Genomic DNA, 19,402 nt, shown 5'->3' on the forward strand with positions numbered 1-19,402 from the left:
ATATCATTGCTCATTGGCAAGCCAGCCAGCGACCGGTCCCATCAGTTAATTAGATGAGCGGCTTCAATTATGTATTGCAAAGCCAAAATTTAACCATTAATATTGACCCAAGCGATTGGTCCAACCAATAGACCTATGGACCGAAATCAAACAGGTCCAGGCACGATAACAAGGAGACAGTTTTAATGAGGCTACAAGGAAAGCGCATCCTGGTGACTGCGGCAGGCCAGGGCATAGGGCGCGCCAGCGCCGTGATGTTCGCCCGCGAGGGTGCGCAGGTGCTGGCTACCGACATCAACCAGGCGGCGCTGGACGAAACCGCCGCGCTGGCCCGCGCCGCCGGCGCCGAGCTGGCCACCCGCCATCTCGACGTCACCGACGCCCAGGCCGTGGCCGCATTGGCGCAGACCGGTTCGCCTTTCGACGTGCTGTTCAATTGCGCCGGTTTTGTCCATCACGGCAGCATCCTCGATTGCACCGAACAGGACTGGGAGTTCTCCTGGAACCTCAACGTGTCCTCCATGTACCGCCTGATCCGCACGCTGCTGCCAGGCATGCTGGCGCAGGGCGGCGGTTCCATCATCAACATGGCGTCGGCCGCTTCCAGCGTCAAAGGCGTGCCCAATCGTTTCGTGTACGGCGCCACCAAGGCGGCGGTGATCGGCCTGACCAAGGCGGTGGCCGCCGATTTCGTCGCCAAGGGCATCCGCTGCAACGCTATCTGCCCCGGCACCGTTGAATCGCCTTCTCTCGAAGCGCGGATCAAGGAACAGGCGCGCCAGCAAGGCGTGCCGATCGCCGACATCGAGGCCGCGTTTGTCGCCCGCCAGCCGATGGGACGGGTCGGCAAGGCCGAAGAAATCGCGGCCCTGGCCTTGTACCTGGCTTCCGACGAATCTTCCTTTACTACCGGCGCCATCCATCTGATCGATGGCGGCTGGTCCAATTAATCAATCCCTGTTGAATAACGTCACCATGAAAGCGAAACCATGAAGTTGTTGAGATACGGCCAGAAGGGCCAGGAAAAACCCGGCGTGCTGGATGCACAGGGACGTGTGCGCGATTTGTCCGGCGTGGTAACGGATATCGCCGGCAGCTTCCTGACGCCGCAGGAACTGGACAAGCTGCGGGCGCTGGACCTGGACAGCCTGCCGCTGGTCGCCGGCACGCCGCAGCAGGATTTGCGCCTCGGACCTTGCGTCGGCGCCGTCGGCAAATTCATCTGCATCGGCTTGAACTATTCCGACCACGCCGCCGAATCGGGCATGGAAGTGCCGTCGGAACCGGTGGTGTTCAACAAATGGACCAGTGCGATCTGCGGTCCGGACGACGACGTCGAAATCCCGCGCGGCTCCCTGAAGACCGACTGGGAAGTCGAGCTTGGCGTGGTGATTGGCCAGGGCGGGCGCTACATCAGCGAAGCCGACGCCCTCAAGCACGTCGCCGGCTATTGCGTGATCAACGATGTCTCCGAGCGCCAATACCAGCTGGAACTGGGCGGCACCTGGGACAAGGGCAAGGGTTGCGACACTTTTGGCCCACTCGGCCCCTGGCTGGTGACCGCCGACGAAGTGGCCGATCCGCACGCCCTCGGTCTGTGGCTGGAGGTGGACGGTCATCGCTACCAGAACGGCAATACCTCGACCATGGTGTTCCAGGTGCCGGCGCTGGTCAGCTACCTGAGCCGCTTCATGAGCTTGCAGCCTGGCGATGTGATTTCCACCGGCACGCCGCCCGGCGTCGGTCTCGGACAGAAGCCGCCGGTCTACCTGCGTGCGGGCCAGGTGATGCGGCTCGGCATAGACGGGCTGGGAGAACAGCGCCAACGCACCATCTCACTTTAAAGAGAACCACGATGACGACAATTCGATCAATACGCGTGCTGGATGTGCGTTTTCCGACCTCGCAAATGCTGGACGGCTCGGACGCGATGAATCCGGACCCCGATTACTCCGCCGCCTATGTCGTTCTGGAAACCGACCAGCCCGGCCTGGAAGGGCACGGCCTGACTTTTACAATCGGCCGCGGCAATGAAATCTGCTGCGCCGCGATCAAGGCGATGGAACACCTGGTGGTCGGCCTCAAGCTGGACTGGATCAGCGCCGACATGGGACGCTTCTGGCGCCACATCACCTCCGACAGCCAGCTGCGCTGGATCGGTCCCGACAAGGGCGCGATCCACCTGGCCACCGGCGCTGTCGTCAATGCGGTGTGGGATTTGTGGGCCAAGGCGGAAGGCAAGCCGCTGTGGCGGCTGGTGACCGACATGTCGCCCGAGGAACTGGTGCGCGCCATCGATTTCCGCTACCTGACCGACTGCATCACGCCGGAAGAAGCGCTGGCCATGCTGCGCGCGCAGGAACCGGGCAAGGCCGAGCGTATCCGCTTGCTGCAGCAGGACGGTTATCCGTGCTACACCACTTCCGCCGGCTGGCTGGGTTATGAAGACGCCAAGCTGCGCCGGCTGTGCCAGGAAGCGATCGACAATGGCTTCAACCATATCAAGCTCAAGGTCGGGCGTGACCTGGAAGACGACATCCGGCGTGTCACCATCGCCCGCGAAGTGATCGGCCAGGAGCGGCAGCTGATGATAGACGCCAACCAGGTGTGGGAGGTTGACCAGGCCATCGATTGGGTTAACAAGCTGGCGTTTGCCAAACCCTGGTTCATCGAAGAGCCGACCAGCCCGGACGACGTCGAGGGCCATCGCAAGATCCGCGAAGGCATAGGCGCGGTCAAGGTCGCCACCGGCGAAATGTGCCAGAACCGCATTATTTTCAAGCAGCTCATCATGCGCGGCGCGATCGACGTGGTGCAGATCGACTCCTGCCGTCTCGGCGGCGTCAATGAAATACTGGCGGTGCTGCTGATGGCTGCCAAATACAAGCTGCCGGTGTGTCCGCATGCCGGCGGAGTCGGCCTGTGCGAGTATGTGCAGCACCTGTCGATGATCGATTATGTCTGCATTGCGGGCACCAAGGCGGGGCGAGTCACGGAGTATGTCGATCACCTGCATGAACATTTTGTCGATCCTTGCGTCATACGCAATGCATCGTACATGCCGCCGACGGCGCCCGGGTTTTCGATTACGATGAAACCTGAATCGCTGCAGCAATACCAGTTTCGCGGGTAGGGTGGGCACCTGTGCCCACGCAGTAGAATATCCAGCGTGGGCAAGAAGACCTGCCCACGCTACAAAAAAACAAATAAAAACGGAGACGGCAAAGTGGATCTACATTTAGCAGGAAAAGTGGTGATCGTGACCGGCGGCGGCGCAGGAATAGGTGCTGCGATTTCGCTGCAACTGGCGGCGGAAGGCGCGATTCCCGTGATCCTGGGCAAAAGCCAGCCGGCGCCCGAATTCAAGACGGCGTTGCTGGCCTTGCAAGGCAAGTCGCTCATCCTCCAGCTCGACCTGATGGATGAGGACAAATGCCGGCAGGCCGTGGCGCAGACCATAGCCGAATTCGGAAGGCTGGACGGCCTGGTGAACAACGCCGGCATCAACGACAACATCGGCCTCGACGCCGGCCGGGCCGCCTTCGTGCTGTCGCTGGAAAAAAACCTGATCCACTACTACACGATGGCGCATTTCTGCGTGCCGCACCTGAAAGCCAGCCGTGGCGCCATCGTCAACATTTCTTCGAAGACAGCCGTGACCGGCCAGGGCAACACCAGCGGCTATTGCGCCGCCAAGGGCGGGCAGCTGGCGCTGACGCGTGAATGGGCCGCTGCACTGGCGAATGACGGGGTACGGGTCAACGCCGTGATCCCGGCCGAAGTGATGACGCCGCTGTACCGCAACTGGATCGCCAGTTTCGACAATCCAGAGCAGAAGCTGGCCGCGATCACCAGCAAGATACCGCTCGGCAAACGGCTCACCACGGCCGAGGAGATTGCAGACACCGCGGTATTTCTCTTGTCGCAGCGCGCCGCGCATACGACCGGGCAATGGGTATACGTGGACGGCGGCTACAGCCACCTCGATCGCGCCTTGACCTGAATGCATCTTGATAGACTGATTTAACACGGTCAGCGCCAGCGCCGGCAGTGCATCATGAGAGTAGATATGCAGCAATCAGATATTCCTACGCCGGATTGCCTTATTTCGCTGGAAAACGTCACCAAGCGTTTTCCCGGCGTGCTGGCGCTCGACAACTGCCGCTTCGACCTGATGCGCGGCGAGGTCCATGCGCTGATGGGTGAAAACGGCGCCGGCAAATCGACGCTGATGAAAGTGCTGGCCGGGGTGTACCCGAAGGACAGCGGTGAAATCCGCATTGAAGGGCTGCCGGTCGAGATTCCCTCGCCGCGCGCTGCACAAGCGCTGGGCATCGGCATCATCCATCAGGAACTCAACCTGATGAACCACCTGAGCGCCGCGCAAAACATCTTCATCGGCCGCGAGCCGCGCGGACGCTACGGCCTGTTCCTTGACGAGGAAGCCCTGAACCGGCAAACCAAGGTGATTTTTGAACGCATGCGGCTGGACCTCGATCCGCGCACGCTGGTCAGTGAGCTGACGGTGGCCAAGCAGCAGATGGTGGAAATCGCCAAGGCGCTTTCCTTCGATTCGCGCGTACTGATCATGGATGAACCGACGGCGGCGCTCAACAACGCCGAAATCGAAGATCTGTTCCGCATCATCCGCCAGCTGCAGTCGCACGGCGTCGGCATCATCTACATTTCGCACAAGATGGACGAGCTGCGGCAGATTTCCAACCGCGTCACGGTCATGCGCGACGGCAAATACATCGCCACCGTGCCGACCGCCACCACTTCCATGGAGACCATCATCGGCATGATGGTGGGACGCCAGCTCGACAGCGGCGGCCAGGCCATGCCCGACACGTCCGCCAATGATGTTGTGCTGGAGGTGAGGGGGCTGCAGCGTGGCGCCCTCATCAAGGATGTCAGTTTCAGCCTGCGCAAGGGCGAGATCCTCGGTTTTGCAGGGCTGATGGGCGCCGGCCGCACCGAAGTGGCGCGCGCCATCTTCGGCGCCGACCGCATCGACGCCGGCGAAATCCGGGTGCACGGCGCCAAGGTGACGATCAAGTCGCCGCGGGATGCGGTAGCGCACGGCATAGGTTACCTGTCGGAAGACCGCAAGCATTTCGGCCTGGCTACCGGGCTGGACGTCAAGACCAACGTCGCCATGTCGAGCATGAACCGGTTCCTGACCCAGGGCCTGTTCCTGGACCAGGCCGCGATCCGCGACACCGCGCAGGATTTCGTGCGGCAGCTGAGCATCAAGACGCCGTCGGTCGATCAGCCGGTGCGGCTGCTGTCGGGCGGCAACCAGCAAAAGATCGTGATTGCCAAATGGCTGCTGCGCGATTGCGACATTCTGTTTTTCGACGAACCCACGCGTGGCATCGACATCGGCGCCAAGAGCGAAATCTACAAGCTGCTTAATACGCTGGCGGAACAAGGCAAGGCGATTGTGATGATTTCTTCGGAACTGCCGGAGGTGCTGCGCATGAGCCACCGCATCCTGGTCATGTGCGAGGGCCGCATCACCGGCGAACTGTCTGCCGCGGAAGCTTCGCAAGAAAAGATCATGCAACTGGCGACCCAGCGTGAAGAAAAGCGCGATGATCAGCGCGCGGCCCAAGCCGCTTGACACCCGAATCACTTACATACAATGAAAACCACCATGGCAAATATCCAGAATCCCGCGTCGCAAGCACAGCAGCCAGGCCAGGGCGTATTCGCGGCGGTCAAGGCCAAGATCTTTCATCCCGCCACCCGGCAGAAACTGCTGGCCTTCGCCAGCTTGCTGGCGCTGCTGGTGTTTTTCAGTTTCGCCTCGCCGAATTTCCTGGAAATCGACAACCTGGTCGGCATCCTGCAGTCGACCGCGGTCAATGGCGTGCTGGCGATCGCCTGCACCTTTGTCATCATCACCGCCGGCATCGACCTGTCGGTCGGCACCCTGATGACCTTCTGCGCCGTCATGGCCGGCGTGTTCCTCACCTACTGGGGCATGCCGCTCTACGTCGGCGTCATCGCCGCGATCGTGTTCGGCGCCTTGTGCGGCTGGATTTCCGGCGTGCTGGTGGCCAAGCTGAAGATCCCGCCTTTCATCGCGACGCTGGGCATGATGATGCTGCTCAAGGGGCTGTCGCTGGTGATCTCCGGCACCAAGCCGATCTACTTCAACGACACCGAGGGATTTTCAGCCATCTCGCAGGATTCCCTGATCGGCAGCCTGATTCCTGCCTTGCCGATCCCGAATGCGGTGCTGATCCTGTTCCTGGTTGCCATCGCCGCCGGCATCGTGCTGAACAAGACCATCTTCGGGCGCTACACCTTTGCTTTGGGCAGCAACGAAGAAGCGCTGCGGCTGTCGGGCGTCAATGTCGATTTCTGGAAAGTCGCGGTGTACACCGTGGGCGGCGCCATTTGCGGCATCGCCGGGCTGCTGATCGCGTCGCGGCTGAATTCGGCGCAGCCGGCGCTGGGGCAGGGTTATGAGCTGGATGCGATCGCCGCGGTGGTGATCGGCGGCACTTCCTTGTCAGGCGGCACCGGCACCATCCTCGGCACCATCATCGGCGCTTTCATCATGAGCGTACTAATCAACGGCTTGCGCATGATGTCGGTGGCGCAGGAATGGCAGACCGTGGTGACCGGCGTGATCATCATCCTGGCGGTATACATGGATATCCTGCGCCGCCGGCGCCAGTGAAAAGAACAGGTTTTGCAGGTGCAGTTACGGGCTGTTGCAGCAAGGCCCACCGTTTTATAACCATAAGAGGAGACTTGAAATGATAAAGAGAAGAGCAGTCAACATCGCCGTCGGCCTGGCGCTTGCGCTTGGATTCAGCGCCGCGGCGGTAGCCGAGGATGTCTATATTCCCCTGATCTCGAAAGGCTTCCAGCACCAGTTCTGGCAAGCGGTGAAAGCCGGATCGGAACAGGCCGCCAAGGATTTCAATGTGAAGGTATCGTTCGAAGGACCGGAAACCGAAGCCATGGTCGACAAGCAGATCGACATGCTGTCGGCGGCGCTGGGTAAGAAACCGAAGGCCATCGGCTTCGCCGCGCTGGACAGCAAGGCCGCCTTGCCTTTGCTGAAAAAGGCCCAGGCCGCGCATATCCCTATCGTTGCGTTTGACTCGGGCGTCGACAGCGACATTCCGGTGACTACCGCCACTACCGACAACAAGGCAGCGGCAGCGCTGGCGGCTGACAAGATGGCGGAGCTGATCGGCAAGGAAGGCGAAGTGGCCGTAGTCGCGCATGACCAGACCAGCCGCACCGGCATCGACCGCCGCGACGGCTTTGTCGAACGCATGAAGGCTTATCCCAAGATCAAGATCGTCAGCATCCAGTACGGCGCCGGCGACCAGCTGAAATCGACCGAGATCACCAAGTCCATCCTACAGGCCTATCCACATCTGAAGGGCGCCTTCGGCACCAACGAAGGTTCGGCCATCGGCGTGCTGAATGGCGCCAAGGAAACGAAGCGCAAGCTGGTGATCATCGGCTACGATTCCGGCAAGCAGCAGAAAGATGCGATCAAGGACGGCAGCATGGCCGGCGCCATCACCCAGAACCCGGTCGGCATCGGCTACAAGACAGTAGAGGCGGCGGTCAAGGCACTCAAGGGTGAAAAACTGCCGAAGGTGATCGATACCGGTTTCTACTGGTACGACAAGAGCAATATCAACGATCCCAAGATCGCTGCCGTACTGTACGACTGATCCGGTTTAAGTGCGAGCCTGATGCCGTTCAGCTAAGCCTGAACGGCATTTTTTGTTTACGCGGACCGTCGGTCACGCGAGATCTGTCCACGACCACTATGCCGTTTGGATATCCACTGAATGGCATTCCCCGTCATTTCAGCAAATCCAGCCGCTGATGCCATTCAAACAAGGATTCGTGCGGAAACTGCGTGAACTGCTTGTCCTTGCGGCCGGTCTTGACTTCCACCCATGGTGCTTTATAGGCCAGCAGCAGGTGGGTATATTCAGGCGGCGCCGGCAGCGGCGTATCGATGGCGGAAGCGAACGGGTGGACCAGTTCCGGCCATTCCGGGCTGTAGAGCCACAGCGCGCTGCCGCAGCGCCGGCAGAAATGTCGTTGCGCGGTGCTGGTATGGAGGCGTGATTCGCCTTGCCGTTTGAGTTTTGCATGGTAGACGCTGACATCGTCCTGGCCTTGCACCTTCAGGGTGCTGGCGTCGCCGCCGATGTTGACGGCGTATCCGCCGCCGCCCTGGGTCTTGCGGCAGATCGAACAATAACAGCGCTGGTAAGGATAGGGCGTATCGCTTTCCAGGCTGAAACGGACTGCGCCGCAATGGCAGGATCCCTTGAGTTTCATGGTTCTCTCCTAGTTATCGCCGCCTCCAGTATCGCCGATCCCGGCGGCAAGCCAGTGTTAAGCACCGAACATACAGGCCCGCTGTTGAAGTTCATCATGCTTCCCTCTTATTCCGGCGCCGCCGGTAATGGCTAGTGTCGTGTCACGGGCTCGATCACGACGATTGCCGTTTTCGGCAGCGAGCGAGCCGGCAGAACCGGCGCGCCGACCATCACTCCGATATCGCCCTCATCGCAAATTGCGCCGCCCAGGCGGCTGCTGGGGCCGGAACTCGAGCGCGTGAACATCGATGGCAGTATAGTTAAAAGAACCTGAAGCATTCAGCTGCAGGCAGATCAAGGAAATGGTTATGGAGCTGGTTCGTACTTACATGATTGAAACCACGAATGCCCTGTTTACGCTGGTCGTCACGGAAGCCGGCCATGGCGGCCCCTATAAGGCGACATATGTCGGGACGCGGCAGAAAGTCGAACTGCCATGGGTGGACAATCCCGGGCTGGGCGAGAAGGATCTTGACGGCGAAGCGGCAGACGTGGATTTCGATGTGCTGATCGCCACCTGTCATCGGCAGATCGCGCAACGCGGCGGCGAAATACTCGGTATCCAGGACATCTCGGTCATCGACGAGCGTCCTCGCAGAGACTGGGGATCCGGGCGCTGACAAATTCGCCGCCGCTGGCAAGCAAAAAACCTGCAGAATCGTTTTTCATGGAGAACTATTTGATCTCCAGCCCCTCTCATTCCCAATAAAAAAGCCAATGCCTGGAGCACCAGGCCGGTTGGCGCACGCCAACATTTCCACGAAGGTTGTTCATTTAACACCTGAGACAAGGAGATTTCTCATGAGGCCTATCAGTACCTACATCATTGAAACCGACAACGCACTTTTTACCCTGGTAGTTACGGAGTCGGATGACGGCGGTCCATACAGTGCGTCGTATATCGGAACCAGCCCGAAATTCGAACAGACCGATACGGATGACGACGCCGACCCGGTACAAGAAGATATCGAAGGCGAAATGGAAGACCCGGATTTTGACGTGCTGCTGGCGGCCTGCCATCGGGAAATCGTGGAGCGCGGCGGCAACATCGTCAGCATCGAAGATATATCTGATGATGAACGCTAACGTCTTTCCAGTAGCGACGCCCGATCAGAAGCGAACCTTCAGATAAGCGCTGGGCCCGACCAGCTTGACGCCCAGGTTGGCCTCATAGTTGGAGCTATCCCGGTACAGCTGGATCTTGGTGATGCCGTAGTCGGCGCCGATGCCGACATTCTTGAACGGAAACCACTCGACGCCGACATTGCCGTTATAGATATGGCCGTTGATGTTGCCGCCGTTTTTCTTGATGCCGGAAGCCTCGGCGTACAGCCGCACATTGTCGCTCAGCGCCGTGCGCACGCCCACTTCCAGCAGCGGCGCGATGGCGTTGTCGCTGCGCGAATCGCTGGCCGTGCCGCTGACGCCGTCCAGCGAACCGCGCGCCATGGTGTCGAGGTCGGCTTGGTAATAGGCGGCGCCGGCGCCGAGGCCGAATACCGTATTGCCGGATCCGAACCACCATTTATAGGCCAGTTGCGCCAGTTCCACCTTGAGGCGGGCATTGGCGGAAGCGTCGCCGGTGACGACCTGGCCGTTGACGGTGGCGGTGCGGGCGATGGCGGCGTCAAAATTGTTGGTGTAGCGGTAGTAATCGAACGCCAGGCCCTGGTGGTCGCCCAGCAGCACATCGGCGCGCACCCGGCCCAGCGTCTTGTGGTCGCGCGTCAGGTCGCCGGTTTCGGCGCGGCCGTATTTGGTGTTGACGCCGATATTGAAAGTCGGCTCGACATAATAGCCGCCGACCGACAGGCTGAAACGGTCCAGCGCCGGCGACGGATCGGCCAGCGCGCTTGCAGACGCCAGGCACAAGCCTGTTGCGGCCAGGGATTTGGTCACGATGCTCATCGGGAGATCCTCATTCAAGTTTATCCGCCTGGGGAGAAAATGCCTGGATAAAAGCTTAGCAGGAGCAACTTGGGGCGAATGAGCGATAGCTAACATTTCAGATTGGAATGCCAGGATTTTTTATGGCTGGCAGCGGCTCTTTGCGGCGCAAGCAAGGGGTTTTCAATGGTTGATATATACTGCAACATGACTGTATATTCATACAGTCAATCATCTTTCAACTTTTACCTGGCGCGCAATATGTCGAGCCGCGGTGTCCGTAACATGGTCAGAGTGCTGGAAAACCGTTTTTATTATCTCGACAATTTCCTTGCCGTGGTGGCATCGGTACGCGCCCGTTATCGCCATTTGCTGAACGGCGAGGAGCAGGCTTTCGTCTGCGGTTTCGAAGCGTTGCCGCTGGCGTCGCGTGCGTTGCTGGTGCGGATGGTGATGCGCAAGGGCGAGCTGTTTCGCCTGGGCCGGCTGAGCTATGATGAAATCGGCTGCGCGCGCAGCGCCGTGGCGCCCCTGATCATCGCCGGCTGGCTGGACGGCGAACCAGCCATCGATATCGTACAACTGTGCGGCCTGCTGACAAAAACCGAACTGGCGGCGGCGTTTCCGCTGTTGCCGCGCAATGTACGCAAGGCAGAGCAGCTTGAAATCCTGCGCGCCGAGCATGGCGACGCGCTACGCACGCTCGGCGGCTGGCGTATCGACGACCAGCTGCTGCGGCTGCGCATTGCGCCCCTGTGCGACCGGCTGCGGCTGATGTTTTTCGGTAACCTGCATCAGGACTGGTCGGAATTCGTACTGTCGGAACTGGGGATATTCAGGTACGAACAGGTCGATTTGTCGCTTGCACAAGGTTTCAGCAGCAGGCAGGACATCGACGATTACCTGCATCTGCACGCTTGCCGCGAACGGTTCCGCGACGGCGCAGCACCGCAAGCCGTGCTGGGCGACTTGCCAGGCGCGCCTTATCCGAACGACTGGCTGGAGCAGCGCCGCAGCAAGCTGCTGTTCCAGATCGCCCAGCATTACGAACGAAGCGCCGAGCTGGCGGCGGCGCTGCGCATTTATGCGGATTGCGCGTGGCCGGGCGCGCGCCTGCGCGCGATCCGGGTGCTGGAGCGCTGCGGCCAGCCCGATGCGGCTTTCGGACTGGCGCAGCAGGCTGAGTTGCAGCCGGAAAGCGAGGCTGAAAAACAGCAGCTGCTGCGCGTCATGCCGCGTTTGCGGCGCCAGCTTGGCCGTGGAAAGATGCCGCAAGCCGCCGCTGCGCCCATCATCCGCCACGACCTGGCGCTGCAGCGGGCCGAGCCCGGCGTCTCAGTCGAAACCGTGCTCGCCAGTCATCTGTCGCGCGCCGGCGCACCCGCGGTCTATGTCGAAAACACGCTGATCAACTCGCTGTTCGGCCTGCTGTTCTGGGATGCCGTTTTTGCGCCGCTCCCGGGCGCATTTTTCCATCCATTCCAGAGCGGCCCGGCCGACCTGCACAGCGCCGATTTCCGGCTGCGCCGCGCCAGCCGGTTCGACGCCGGTTTCGCCGAGATCGACAGCGGCGGCTACCGGCAGACCATCTGGCGGAACTTCCGCGCCAAGGCCGGCATCCAGTCGCCATTCGTATTCTGGGAGGCTATCGATGAACAGCTGCTGGTTATGGCGCTGGATTGCCTGCCGCCGCTGCATCTGCGGAAATGCTTCGAACGCATCCTGCAGGATATCAAGACCAACCGTTCCGGCCTGCCGGATCTTATCCAGTTCTGGCCGGCGGAAAAACGCTACCAGATGATCGAAGTCAAAGGTCCGGGCGACCGCCTGCAGGACAACCAGGTCCGCTGGCTGCACTATTTTGCCGAACACGGCATGCCGGTCGCCGTCTGTTACGTGCAGTGGGCGGAGCAGTGCGCGTGAGCGAACCCGCCTATATCGTAGCCGTCCGCGCGCTGTGCGAGTTCACGGCCAAGCAGGGCGACCTCGACCTGCGCTTCACGCCGGCGCCGACCGCTCTGGAAGGCATCGCCGGCCACGCCACGGTGGCCTCGCGCCGCGATGCCGGCTATGAGAAAGAAGTCAGCCTGAGCGGCCGCTGCGGACCTTTGCTGGTGCGCGGCCGCGCCGACGGCTACGATCCGGCTCTGAACCGGCTGGAAGAAATCAAGACCTTCCGCGGCGATCTGGAGCGCATGCCGGACAACCACCGTCATCTGCATTGGGCGCAGCTGCGAATCTACGGCCACTTGCTGTGCCAGGCGCGCCAGCTGCCGGAACTGCAGCTGGCGCTGGTGTATTACGACATCGGCAGGCAGAAGGAAACCCTGCTGACCGAATATGCGACTGCCGCCGGCCTGCAACGGTTTTTCGAAGAGCAGTGCGGCCGTTTCCTGGCCTGGGCGCAGCAGGAACTGGCGCATCGCGCCGCGCGTGACGAGCAATTGACCGCCTTGCGCTTCCCGCACGCCGATTTCCGCCCCGGCCAGCGCGCCTTGGCGGAAGCCGTATACAAGGGCGCCAGCGCCGGCCGTTGCTTGTTGGCCCAAGCGCCGACCGGCATCGGCAAGACCATCGGCAGCCTGTTTCCCTTGCTCAAGGCCAGCCCGGGCCAAGGATTGGACAAGATATTTTTCCTTTCCGCCAAGACCTCGGGCCGGGCGCTGGCGCTGGAAGCCACCGCGCGCATCAAGCAAAGCGCGGCTGGATTGCCGTTGCGCGTGCTGGAACTGGTTGCGCGCGACAAGGCGTGCGAGCATCCGGACAAGGCCTGCCACGGCGAATCCTGTCCGCTGGCCCAGGGATTTTACGATCGCCTGCCGCAAGCGCGCAGCGCCGCCGTTGCCAGCGGCGCGATGGATCGCGAAAGCCTGCGCGCAATCGCGGCTGAACATGGTGTTTGCCCTTATTACCTGAGCCAGGACCTGGTGCGCTGGTCAGATGTGATCGTCGGCGACTATAACTACTATTTCGACCTGAGCGCCATGCTGTACGGCTTCACCATGGCCAACCAGTGGCGGGTAGGGGTGCTGGTCGACGAAGCGCACAACATGATCGAGCGGGCGCGCAAGATGTATTCGGCCGACATGGAGCAAGCCGCTCTGAGGAGCGTGCGGCAAACGGCGCCGCCGGCGCTCAAGCGCGCGCTGGACCGTGTCAACCGCCAGTGGAACGCCCTGTACAAGACCCAGGAAGGCGAATACCAGCGCTACGCCGAGCTGCCGGATGCCTTTATCCAGGCGCTGCAACAGGCGGCGGCAGACATCACCGACTACATGGTCGAACATCCGGCCGCCGTCGACAGCCGCCTGCTGCAATTCTATTTCGACGCCATGCACTTTACCCGCATCGCCGAACTGTTCGACAGCCACTCGCTGTTCGACATCACACGGCAAGGCGGCCACGGCGCCACGCTATGCCTGCGCAACATCGTGCCGGCAACGTTCCTGGCGCCGCGCTTCGCCGCGGCCCATTCGACCACGCTGTTCTCGGCCACGCTCAGCCCCTGGCATTTTTACAGCAAGACGCTGGGCATGCCGGACAACACCGCCTGGCTCGACGTGCCGTCGCCGTTCACCGCGGACCAGTTGTCGGTGCGCCTGGTGACCGGCATTTCAACCCGTTTCCAGCATCGCGACCGTTCACTGGCGCCGATCGTGGAGCTGATTGCCAAACAGTACACAGGGCAGCCAGGCAACTACCTGACTTTTTTCAGCAGCTACGATTACCTGGAAAAAGTCGCCGCCATGTTCGCCTTGCGCTATCCCGATATCCCTTTGTGGCAGCAGGCGCGCCGCATGGATGAGCGAGAACGGGAAGGCTTCTTGTCACGGTTTACCGAAACTTCGCAAGGAGTGGGTTTTGCCGTGCTCGGCGGCGCGTTTGCCGAAGGCATCGACTTGCCCGGCGCGCGCCTGATCGGCGCCTTCATCGCCACCCTGGGGCTGCCGCAGATCAATCCGGTCAATGAGCAGGTCATGCTGCAGATGGATAAAATCTTCGGCCAGGGTTACGACTGCACCTACCTGTATCCCGGCCTGCAGAAAGTGGTGCAGGCCGCCGGCCGGGTGATCCGCACCCAGCAGGACCGCGGCGTGGTGTACCTGATCGACGACCGGTTTGCGCGGCAGGAAGTCAGGCAGCTGCTGCCTGCATGGTGGCAGCTCGGCTGCTGACCTTGTTCAAACATCAGGCAAACAACAGACGGTCGGTAAAATGCGAATCGTTGGGATCGAAATAGGGCAGGGCCCAGCGGTCGGTGGTAGATAAAAACCAGCCTACGGCAATCGCAGCCTGCTGTTTCGAGGCGGGAACTTGCCCTTTCATCGCTGCCGGCGCGCTGGCCGCCATCCGGTTCAGGAACTGGAAATGGTCGACCAGCCCCACGGCCTCGATGGCGAATACCGTTGCGACGTCGCCGTCGTGGATCGCCAGCAAGTTGTCGCCGTTCGCCTGTTCCCCGCCTAAGGCAAGGTTGGACGAACCGCAGAAGACAACAGGGTTGTCGCCATTGAAGCTGCATACGACAAATTTATGGTGGATCTGGTGGCCGACGCCGCCGATGGAACGGACCTGGTCAAACGGCGGAGGGAGTATCGATTTACCCGGCTTGCCGGTCACCAGCACGCCGGTTTTCTTGCCCGGCGCGTACAGGGAAATGCCGGTACTGCTGTCCGAAATGCCATAGCTGAAGACATTGCCGTCGGCGTGCAAATCATTCAGGGCGGCATAGACCGGACTGGTGCCGTTGTCGATCGCCATCACGGCGAACAGCACGCTGCCGTTGCCGGCGGGCTTGGTTTGTTCCTGCTGGATGCGGGCGGCGATGTCGCCCAGGTTCTGGGTGACAAATTCGGCCGTGTGAGGGGCGAAAGTGATATCGGTTCGCGGCGACGCCCCAGCGGGAATCGAGAAAGTGGCGGAGGAAAACGGCGATAGCAGATAAGCGCCCAGCTTGACGCCGCCATGCCAGACGGTCTCGAATAATTGCCCGTATTCGGCGGCGACACCGGGCTCGTCGAAGACCATGACGTGGTTGGAGTTGACGTACAGGCCTGTGACGGAAAAATTGGTCGATCCGGTCAGCACCTTCAGCGCGCTGTCCTTGTTGAAGGAAACAAACACCTTGTCATGGGCGTAGCGCTTGAAATGGCCGCGCAGGATATCGGCGGGGCTGACGGCAACAGCCCGGAACTGCGCCTCGAACTCATCCTCGGGCATGGGTTTTGCGGCCGAGTGATGCAGGGCCGCGTTGTCCAGGATGATCCGCACCCGGCCTTGCCTGCCCAGTTCCAGCAGGATCTTGCACAGGTCAGGTTCGTTCAGGTCATAGGCAAACACGTCGAGATACTGCGATGGATCCTGCAGCACCTCGTCGAGGAATTCGAAAATCCGCTCTCTTGCTGTCAGCCCGAGCCAGGCGTATTCGTCGGCAAAGGTGTACTGCATGCCGTCTTCGTTGACGCCGGATATCTGCGCAGTGTCAAACAGCAGTTCCCTGGTATTGGGCCGGATCAGCGCGTTGATGCCGAAATGATGGGTAAACGCCTGCGACTGCGTGTAGCCGCGGGTAAACCCGAGCTTGAACTTGTTTTTTGCAAACGGCCCTACGTATGCGCTGACCGACACGCCTAGCGTTTCGTCGAGGGCAAGCAATGACTGCTTGTCGTCAAAATAGCGCGGGATCACCGTGTAGGTGTATTCGCCGAAAAACGGCGTGAGTCCCTGGTGGACAGAGCCGGGCACATGCAGCCAGCGAAACTTGTGTATTGGCGCATTCACCGTCGAATTCGGCGGATCGCCCGGATCCTGGGCATGCGCGCCGGGACTTTCAAACTGCAGCGTGTTGTACAGGTAGTAGGGTGGCAAGCCATCGGGCTGGCAGCGGATCGTGAAACCCGCCAGGTCCTTGCTGCTTTCAGGCTGCAGCAGGTTGAACGCCAGCAGGGTCTTGCAGTCGCCGATATGGGCGGTGACCGACAGCAACTGGGATTGATCCGTGACAGACGCCATCGCCATCCTCCGCATTCAGTTAGACATGTTCCGGTTATCGAAGCACGATTTGCCCGGTGAAGCAGGCGTCCAACCCGATTGAGGAGGGATTACAAAATACTAGCGAATGAATGTTACCCGACGATGACTTGGTGAAACCGGGAGAAAATCTTCAGCATTTCGGTAGGAACGATGATCGAAATAGATATTTGCCACATTGCAATATTGATATTTCCATGGCAGGATACGCAAATAATTTTGCACACATATCGGTCTGAATAACATAGTGCAAAAAGGGGGAATATAAGTGGGGCGTCTGAGATTCGAAGTGGCATCAAAAAGTCTTTTCCTGTTTTTTTTGCTTGTTTTTTCCGGCTTTGTCGCCGCAGCTTCCAGCGACGTACAATCCGCATCGGATAAGCCTGCTCCTCAGGCATTGTCGCGCGACAAATTTGCGGAAAACGCATTCGAGAAAGGCGTGCCGGTTCCTGACTGGGTGGACCAAATATCGGTTATCCCGAGCGGGCTAGATAGCAATCCGCTCACCATGCGCCTCGCCGACGTTTATTTTTACGTCGACCAGCAAACCTCCATCTTCACCCATCGCGCAATCCAGGCCAATGAAGCATCGACGCTTGCCAGAATCGGGCAATCCGAAATTACCTTCCAGCCGGATTATCAGCGTGTGCAACTGCATATGCTGCGGGTGCATCGCGGCAGTCAGATACTGGATAAACAAAACGAAGCCGATATCCGTTTTCTGCGCCGCGAACCGGAACTGGATTCCGGTATCTATGGCGGGTCGGTAACCGCCGCGATTGTGATTAATGACGTGCGGGTGGGCGATACTCTGGAAATCGCCTACACGGTGATTGGGAAAAATCCCGTATTCGGCCATCGTTTCTTCGATGCCGCGGCCTGGGACAACATCTATCCGACGCTTAAGCGGCGCATTACGCTGAACGCGCCGGAGGGCCGGCCGATTCAATACCGGGTAATCGGCGCCAATCAGAAAAACCTGCCGCAGGCAAAGGAATCCCGGGTTGGCAACAGGCGCATCGTACGTTTCGAAGCCAGCGATATGCCGGTGACCGACCTGGAATCGTACATGCCGTCGGATTATCAGGCATTACGCTGGGTCCAGTTTTCCGAATTCGAATCGTGGAAGGACGTGACGCAGTGGGCCGACGGCCTGTTCACCGTGAATGCGGCGCCGACCGCCTTGCGCGATGCAGTGGCTGCCGCGCGCGCCGAGAGCAACCCGCGCGCAAAGGTAATGAAAGCGCTCGAATTCGTCCAGAACGAGATTCGTTATCTGTCAGTCTCGATTGGCGAAAATTCTCACAAGCCATACCCGCCTGAACAGGTGCTTGCGCGTCGTTACGGCGACTGCAAGGACAAGTCCTTGCTGCTGGTTGCCATGCTTCGGCAGCTCGGCATTGAAGCCGCTCCCGTGCTGGTGAGCACCTCCCACAAAAAAGACCTGGACCAGGTGTTGCCCTCGCCGCAGCTGTTCGACCACGCCATCGTACACGTGGTGGTGCAGGGCAAATCTTATTTTCTTGATCCGACCCGTCTTGGCCAAGTCGGCGAACTGGATCGCATGGGGCAGCCGCTTGCCTACTCGCAGGCATTGATAATTGCGCCAGGCACGGACAAGCTGGTGAGCATCGCCCCGCCGAGCAACGAGGAACTGATCACCAACACCCGGATAGAACGCGTCACCGTCCAGAAGATGAGTGAACCGGTGCTGATGTCTGTCCAGCTGCAATATGCAGGCGCCGATGCGGAAGGAATGCGCAATGGCCTGGCTCAGCTCAGTCCAGTGCAGTTGCGCAAGTTCTATGAAGGCAATATCGCAAAACGTTATCCGGACGCGGTGTTGCTGGGGGAGCCGAAGGTTAGCGATGAGCGCAATGAGAATCGCGTCTCGGTCGAGATCCAGTTCCGTATCCGCGATTTTTTCCAGGTCAACGGCGACAGGTGGTCGTTGCAATACGAGCCAAACAATTTGCGGGGATTGTTCCATGTGCCGAACAACGCGAACAGAAATGCTCCGCTTGCGGTGCCAAGTTTTCCTTCGATTGGCCGCTACCAGCTGGAAGTGACCTTGCCGGACGAGTTCGACGCTCGCTATTCGCCGTCCCATGCCACCTTGCAAAACCCCGCATTCAGCTTGAGCGAGTCGCTGTCGTTTTCCGGGAAAGTCATCAAGGTAACGCTGGAAATGAAACTGCTCGCCGACCGCCTTGCGGCGAACGACACCGCGGCCTTCCTGAGCGATCTGAACAAGGCCGGGCGAATGCTGCAGGGTACGCTGTACATAAAACAAACCGATCTAAGAACTGCCAGTGCAAATATTCCTTCCGATGTGCCATTCAAGCAAATGGTGATCGAACGCCTGGAAAAAATCGTCAAGGGTACTGCACAGGTGATCGCCGACGCCAAGCTGACCGGCCGCGACTCCAGCGCCGCCAGTTGCGAACGGGCGCGGGTAGAAGCTTATCTCGGGCGTAATGCGGAGGCAGCCGCGGACATCCAGAATGCCATTCGTCAGCAACCGAATACGCCGGAGATTTTGCGATGTCGCGCCGAATTGGGACTTGTGGCCGGGGATTTCAAGGCCAGCGAACAGGATTTTTCACGCGTCATGTCTTTGGGGCTGTCGGACGACGTGATTTTCCTGCAACGAGGGATTGCCAATTTTTATCTGGGAAAACAGGATGCTGCCATAAGTGATTTTTCGAAGGCGATCAGCCAGGCCAAGGGGAGCAACGAAAAGACCCGTGCCGTGATTTGGCGCACGCTTGCCTCGCAGCGTAGCGGGATGGCGGCAGTTGCCGACACTGCCGCCCAGACCACGGACGAATGGCCGGGCGCCGCCTTGGCCATGTTGTCGAACAAGACAACACCGGAAGTAATGTTGCGAGTGGTGCACAAAGAGAGCGGCAACGCCCTGGAGACGGCTTTGGCGGAGGCCTATTTTTATCTCGGCCAGCACTATCTGCAGGCAGGCGACAAGCTCAAGGCGCGTGTGTATTTCCAACATTCTGTCGATAAAGGCGTGTTGTACAGCGAATACCACTTCGCCGCACGCCAGGAACTGGCGCGGCTGAAATAATTCAACAATAAAAAACAGATCAGGGATG

Annotated in this window: 15 protein-coding genes; 12 read left to right on the forward strand and 3 right to left on the reverse strand. The window is 60.0% G+C overall.

The window, feature by feature from the left end; all coding sequences use genetic code 11:
- Nucleotides 1-185: 185 nt before the first annotated feature.
- The 7 genes from CFter6_RS11910 (at nucleotide 186) to CFter6_RS11940 (ending at nucleotide 7,712) form a co-directional block, all read left to right on the forward strand.
- On the forward strand, nucleotides 186-950 hold the full coding sequence (locus CFter6_RS11910; protein WP_061540099.1) for an SDR family oxidoreductase: 765 nt from the start codon (nucleotides 186-188) through the stop codon (nucleotides 948-950).
- 39 nt (nucleotides 951-989) lie between these two features.
- Nucleotides 990-1,844 carry a fumarylacetoacetate hydrolase family protein gene (locus CFter6_RS11915; protein WP_061540100.1) on the forward strand — a complete coding sequence of 285 codons (855 nt, stop codon included), beginning with the start codon at nucleotides 990-992 and terminating at the stop codon, nucleotides 1,842-1,844.
- A gap of 11 nt (nucleotides 1,845-1,855) precedes the next feature.
- Nucleotides 1,856-3,133: an L-fuconate dehydratase gene (locus CFter6_RS11920; protein ID WP_061540101.1), complete on the forward strand. Its 1,278-nt coding sequence runs from the start codon at nucleotides 1,856-1,858 to the stop codon at nucleotides 3,131-3,133.
- Between the two features lie 93 nt (nucleotides 3,134-3,226).
- Nucleotides 3,227-4,003, forward strand: coding sequence for an SDR family oxidoreductase (locus tag CFter6_RS11925; RefSeq protein ID WP_061542337.1), 777 nt, complete (start codon nucleotides 3,227-3,229; stop codon nucleotides 4,001-4,003).
- Nucleotides 4,004-4,069: 66 nt separating this feature from the next.
- On the forward strand, nucleotides 4,070-5,626 hold the full coding sequence (locus CFter6_RS11930; protein WP_150118721.1) for a sugar ABC transporter ATP-binding protein: 1,557 nt from the start codon (nucleotides 4,070-4,072) through the stop codon (nucleotides 5,624-5,626).
- Between the two features lie 33 nt (nucleotides 5,627-5,659).
- A complete protein-coding gene (locus CFter6_RS11935; RefSeq protein WP_050808548.1) occupies nucleotides 5,660-6,694 on the forward strand; it encodes an ABC transporter permease in 1,035 nt (344 codons plus the stop codon).
- 79 nt (nucleotides 6,695-6,773) lie between these two features.
- Entirely contained in the window at nucleotides 6,774-7,712 is a 939-nt protein-coding gene (locus CFter6_RS11940; RefSeq protein ID WP_061540103.1) for an ABC transporter substrate-binding protein, read from the forward strand.
- A gap of 133 nt (nucleotides 7,713-7,845) precedes the next feature.
- On the opposite strand, the gene CFter6_RS11945 is transcribed toward CFter6_RS11940, so the two are convergent.
- Nucleotides 7,846-8,334 (reverse strand): GFA family protein, encoded by a 489-nt coding sequence (locus CFter6_RS11945; protein ID WP_061540104.1) that lies wholly within the window; start codon nucleotides 8,332-8,334, stop codon nucleotides 7,846-7,848.
- 349 nt (nucleotides 8,335-8,683) lie between these two features.
- On the opposite strand from CFter6_RS11945, the gene CFter6_RS11950 reads away from it, so the two are divergent.
- Nucleotides 8,684-8,995, forward strand: a complete 312-nt coding sequence (locus CFter6_RS11950; RefSeq protein WP_061540105.1) for a hypothetical protein — start codon at nucleotides 8,684-8,686, stop codon at nucleotides 8,993-8,995.
- A 181-nt stretch (nucleotides 8,996-9,176) separates the two neighbouring features.
- On the forward strand, nucleotides 9,177-9,461 hold the full coding sequence (locus CFter6_RS11955) for a hypothetical protein (protein WP_061540106.1): 285 nt from the start codon (nucleotides 9,177-9,179) through the stop codon (nucleotides 9,459-9,461).
- A gap of 24 nt (nucleotides 9,462-9,485) precedes the next feature.
- Here the strand turns inward: CFter6_RS11955 and CFter6_RS11960 are convergent, their stop codons facing one another.
- Nucleotides 9,486-10,283 (reverse strand): hypothetical protein, encoded by a 798-nt coding sequence (locus CFter6_RS11960; protein WP_061540107.1) that lies wholly within the window; start codon nucleotides 10,281-10,283, stop codon nucleotides 9,486-9,488.
- 264 nt (nucleotides 10,284-10,547) lie between these two features.
- Between CFter6_RS11960 and CFter6_RS11965 the strand changes: the two genes are divergently transcribed.
- Together CFter6_RS11965 and CFter6_RS11970 are read left to right on the forward strand one after the other, a co-directional pair.
- On the forward strand, nucleotides 10,548-12,185 hold the full coding sequence (locus CFter6_RS11965) for a VRR-NUC domain-containing protein (RefSeq protein ID WP_061542338.1): 1,638 nt from the start codon (nucleotides 10,548-10,550) through the stop codon (nucleotides 12,183-12,185).
- Nucleotides 12,182-14,437 (forward strand): ATP-dependent DNA helicase, encoded by a 2,256-nt coding sequence (locus CFter6_RS11970; protein ID WP_236904654.1) that lies wholly within the window; start codon nucleotides 12,182-12,184, stop codon nucleotides 14,435-14,437. The genes CFter6_RS11965 and CFter6_RS11970 overlap by 4 nt, the downstream gene beginning before the upstream one ends.
- Nucleotides 14,438-14,450: 13 nt before the next feature.
- Here CFter6_RS11970 and CFter6_RS11975 read toward each other — a convergent pair whose 3' ends face one another.
- Nucleotides 14,451-16,274, reverse strand: coding sequence for a phospholipase D-like domain-containing protein (locus CFter6_RS11975; RefSeq protein ID WP_236904655.1), 1,824 nt, complete (start codon nucleotides 16,272-16,274; stop codon nucleotides 14,451-14,453).
- A gap of 307 nt (nucleotides 16,275-16,581) precedes the next feature.
- On the opposite strand from CFter6_RS11975, the gene CFter6_RS11980 reads away from it, so the two are divergent.
- Nucleotides 16,582-19,374 (forward strand): DUF3857 domain-containing protein, encoded by a 2,793-nt coding sequence (locus CFter6_RS11980; protein WP_150118722.1) that lies wholly within the window; start codon nucleotides 16,582-16,584, stop codon nucleotides 19,372-19,374.
- The last annotated feature ends 28 nt before the right edge of the window (nucleotides 19,375-19,402 follow it).

Origin of the sequence: Collimonas fungivorans, from assembly GCF_001584145.1 — a bacterium.
Classification (GTDB): domain Bacteria; phylum Pseudomonadota; class Gammaproteobacteria; order Burkholderiales; family Burkholderiaceae_D; genus Collimonas; species Collimonas fungivorans.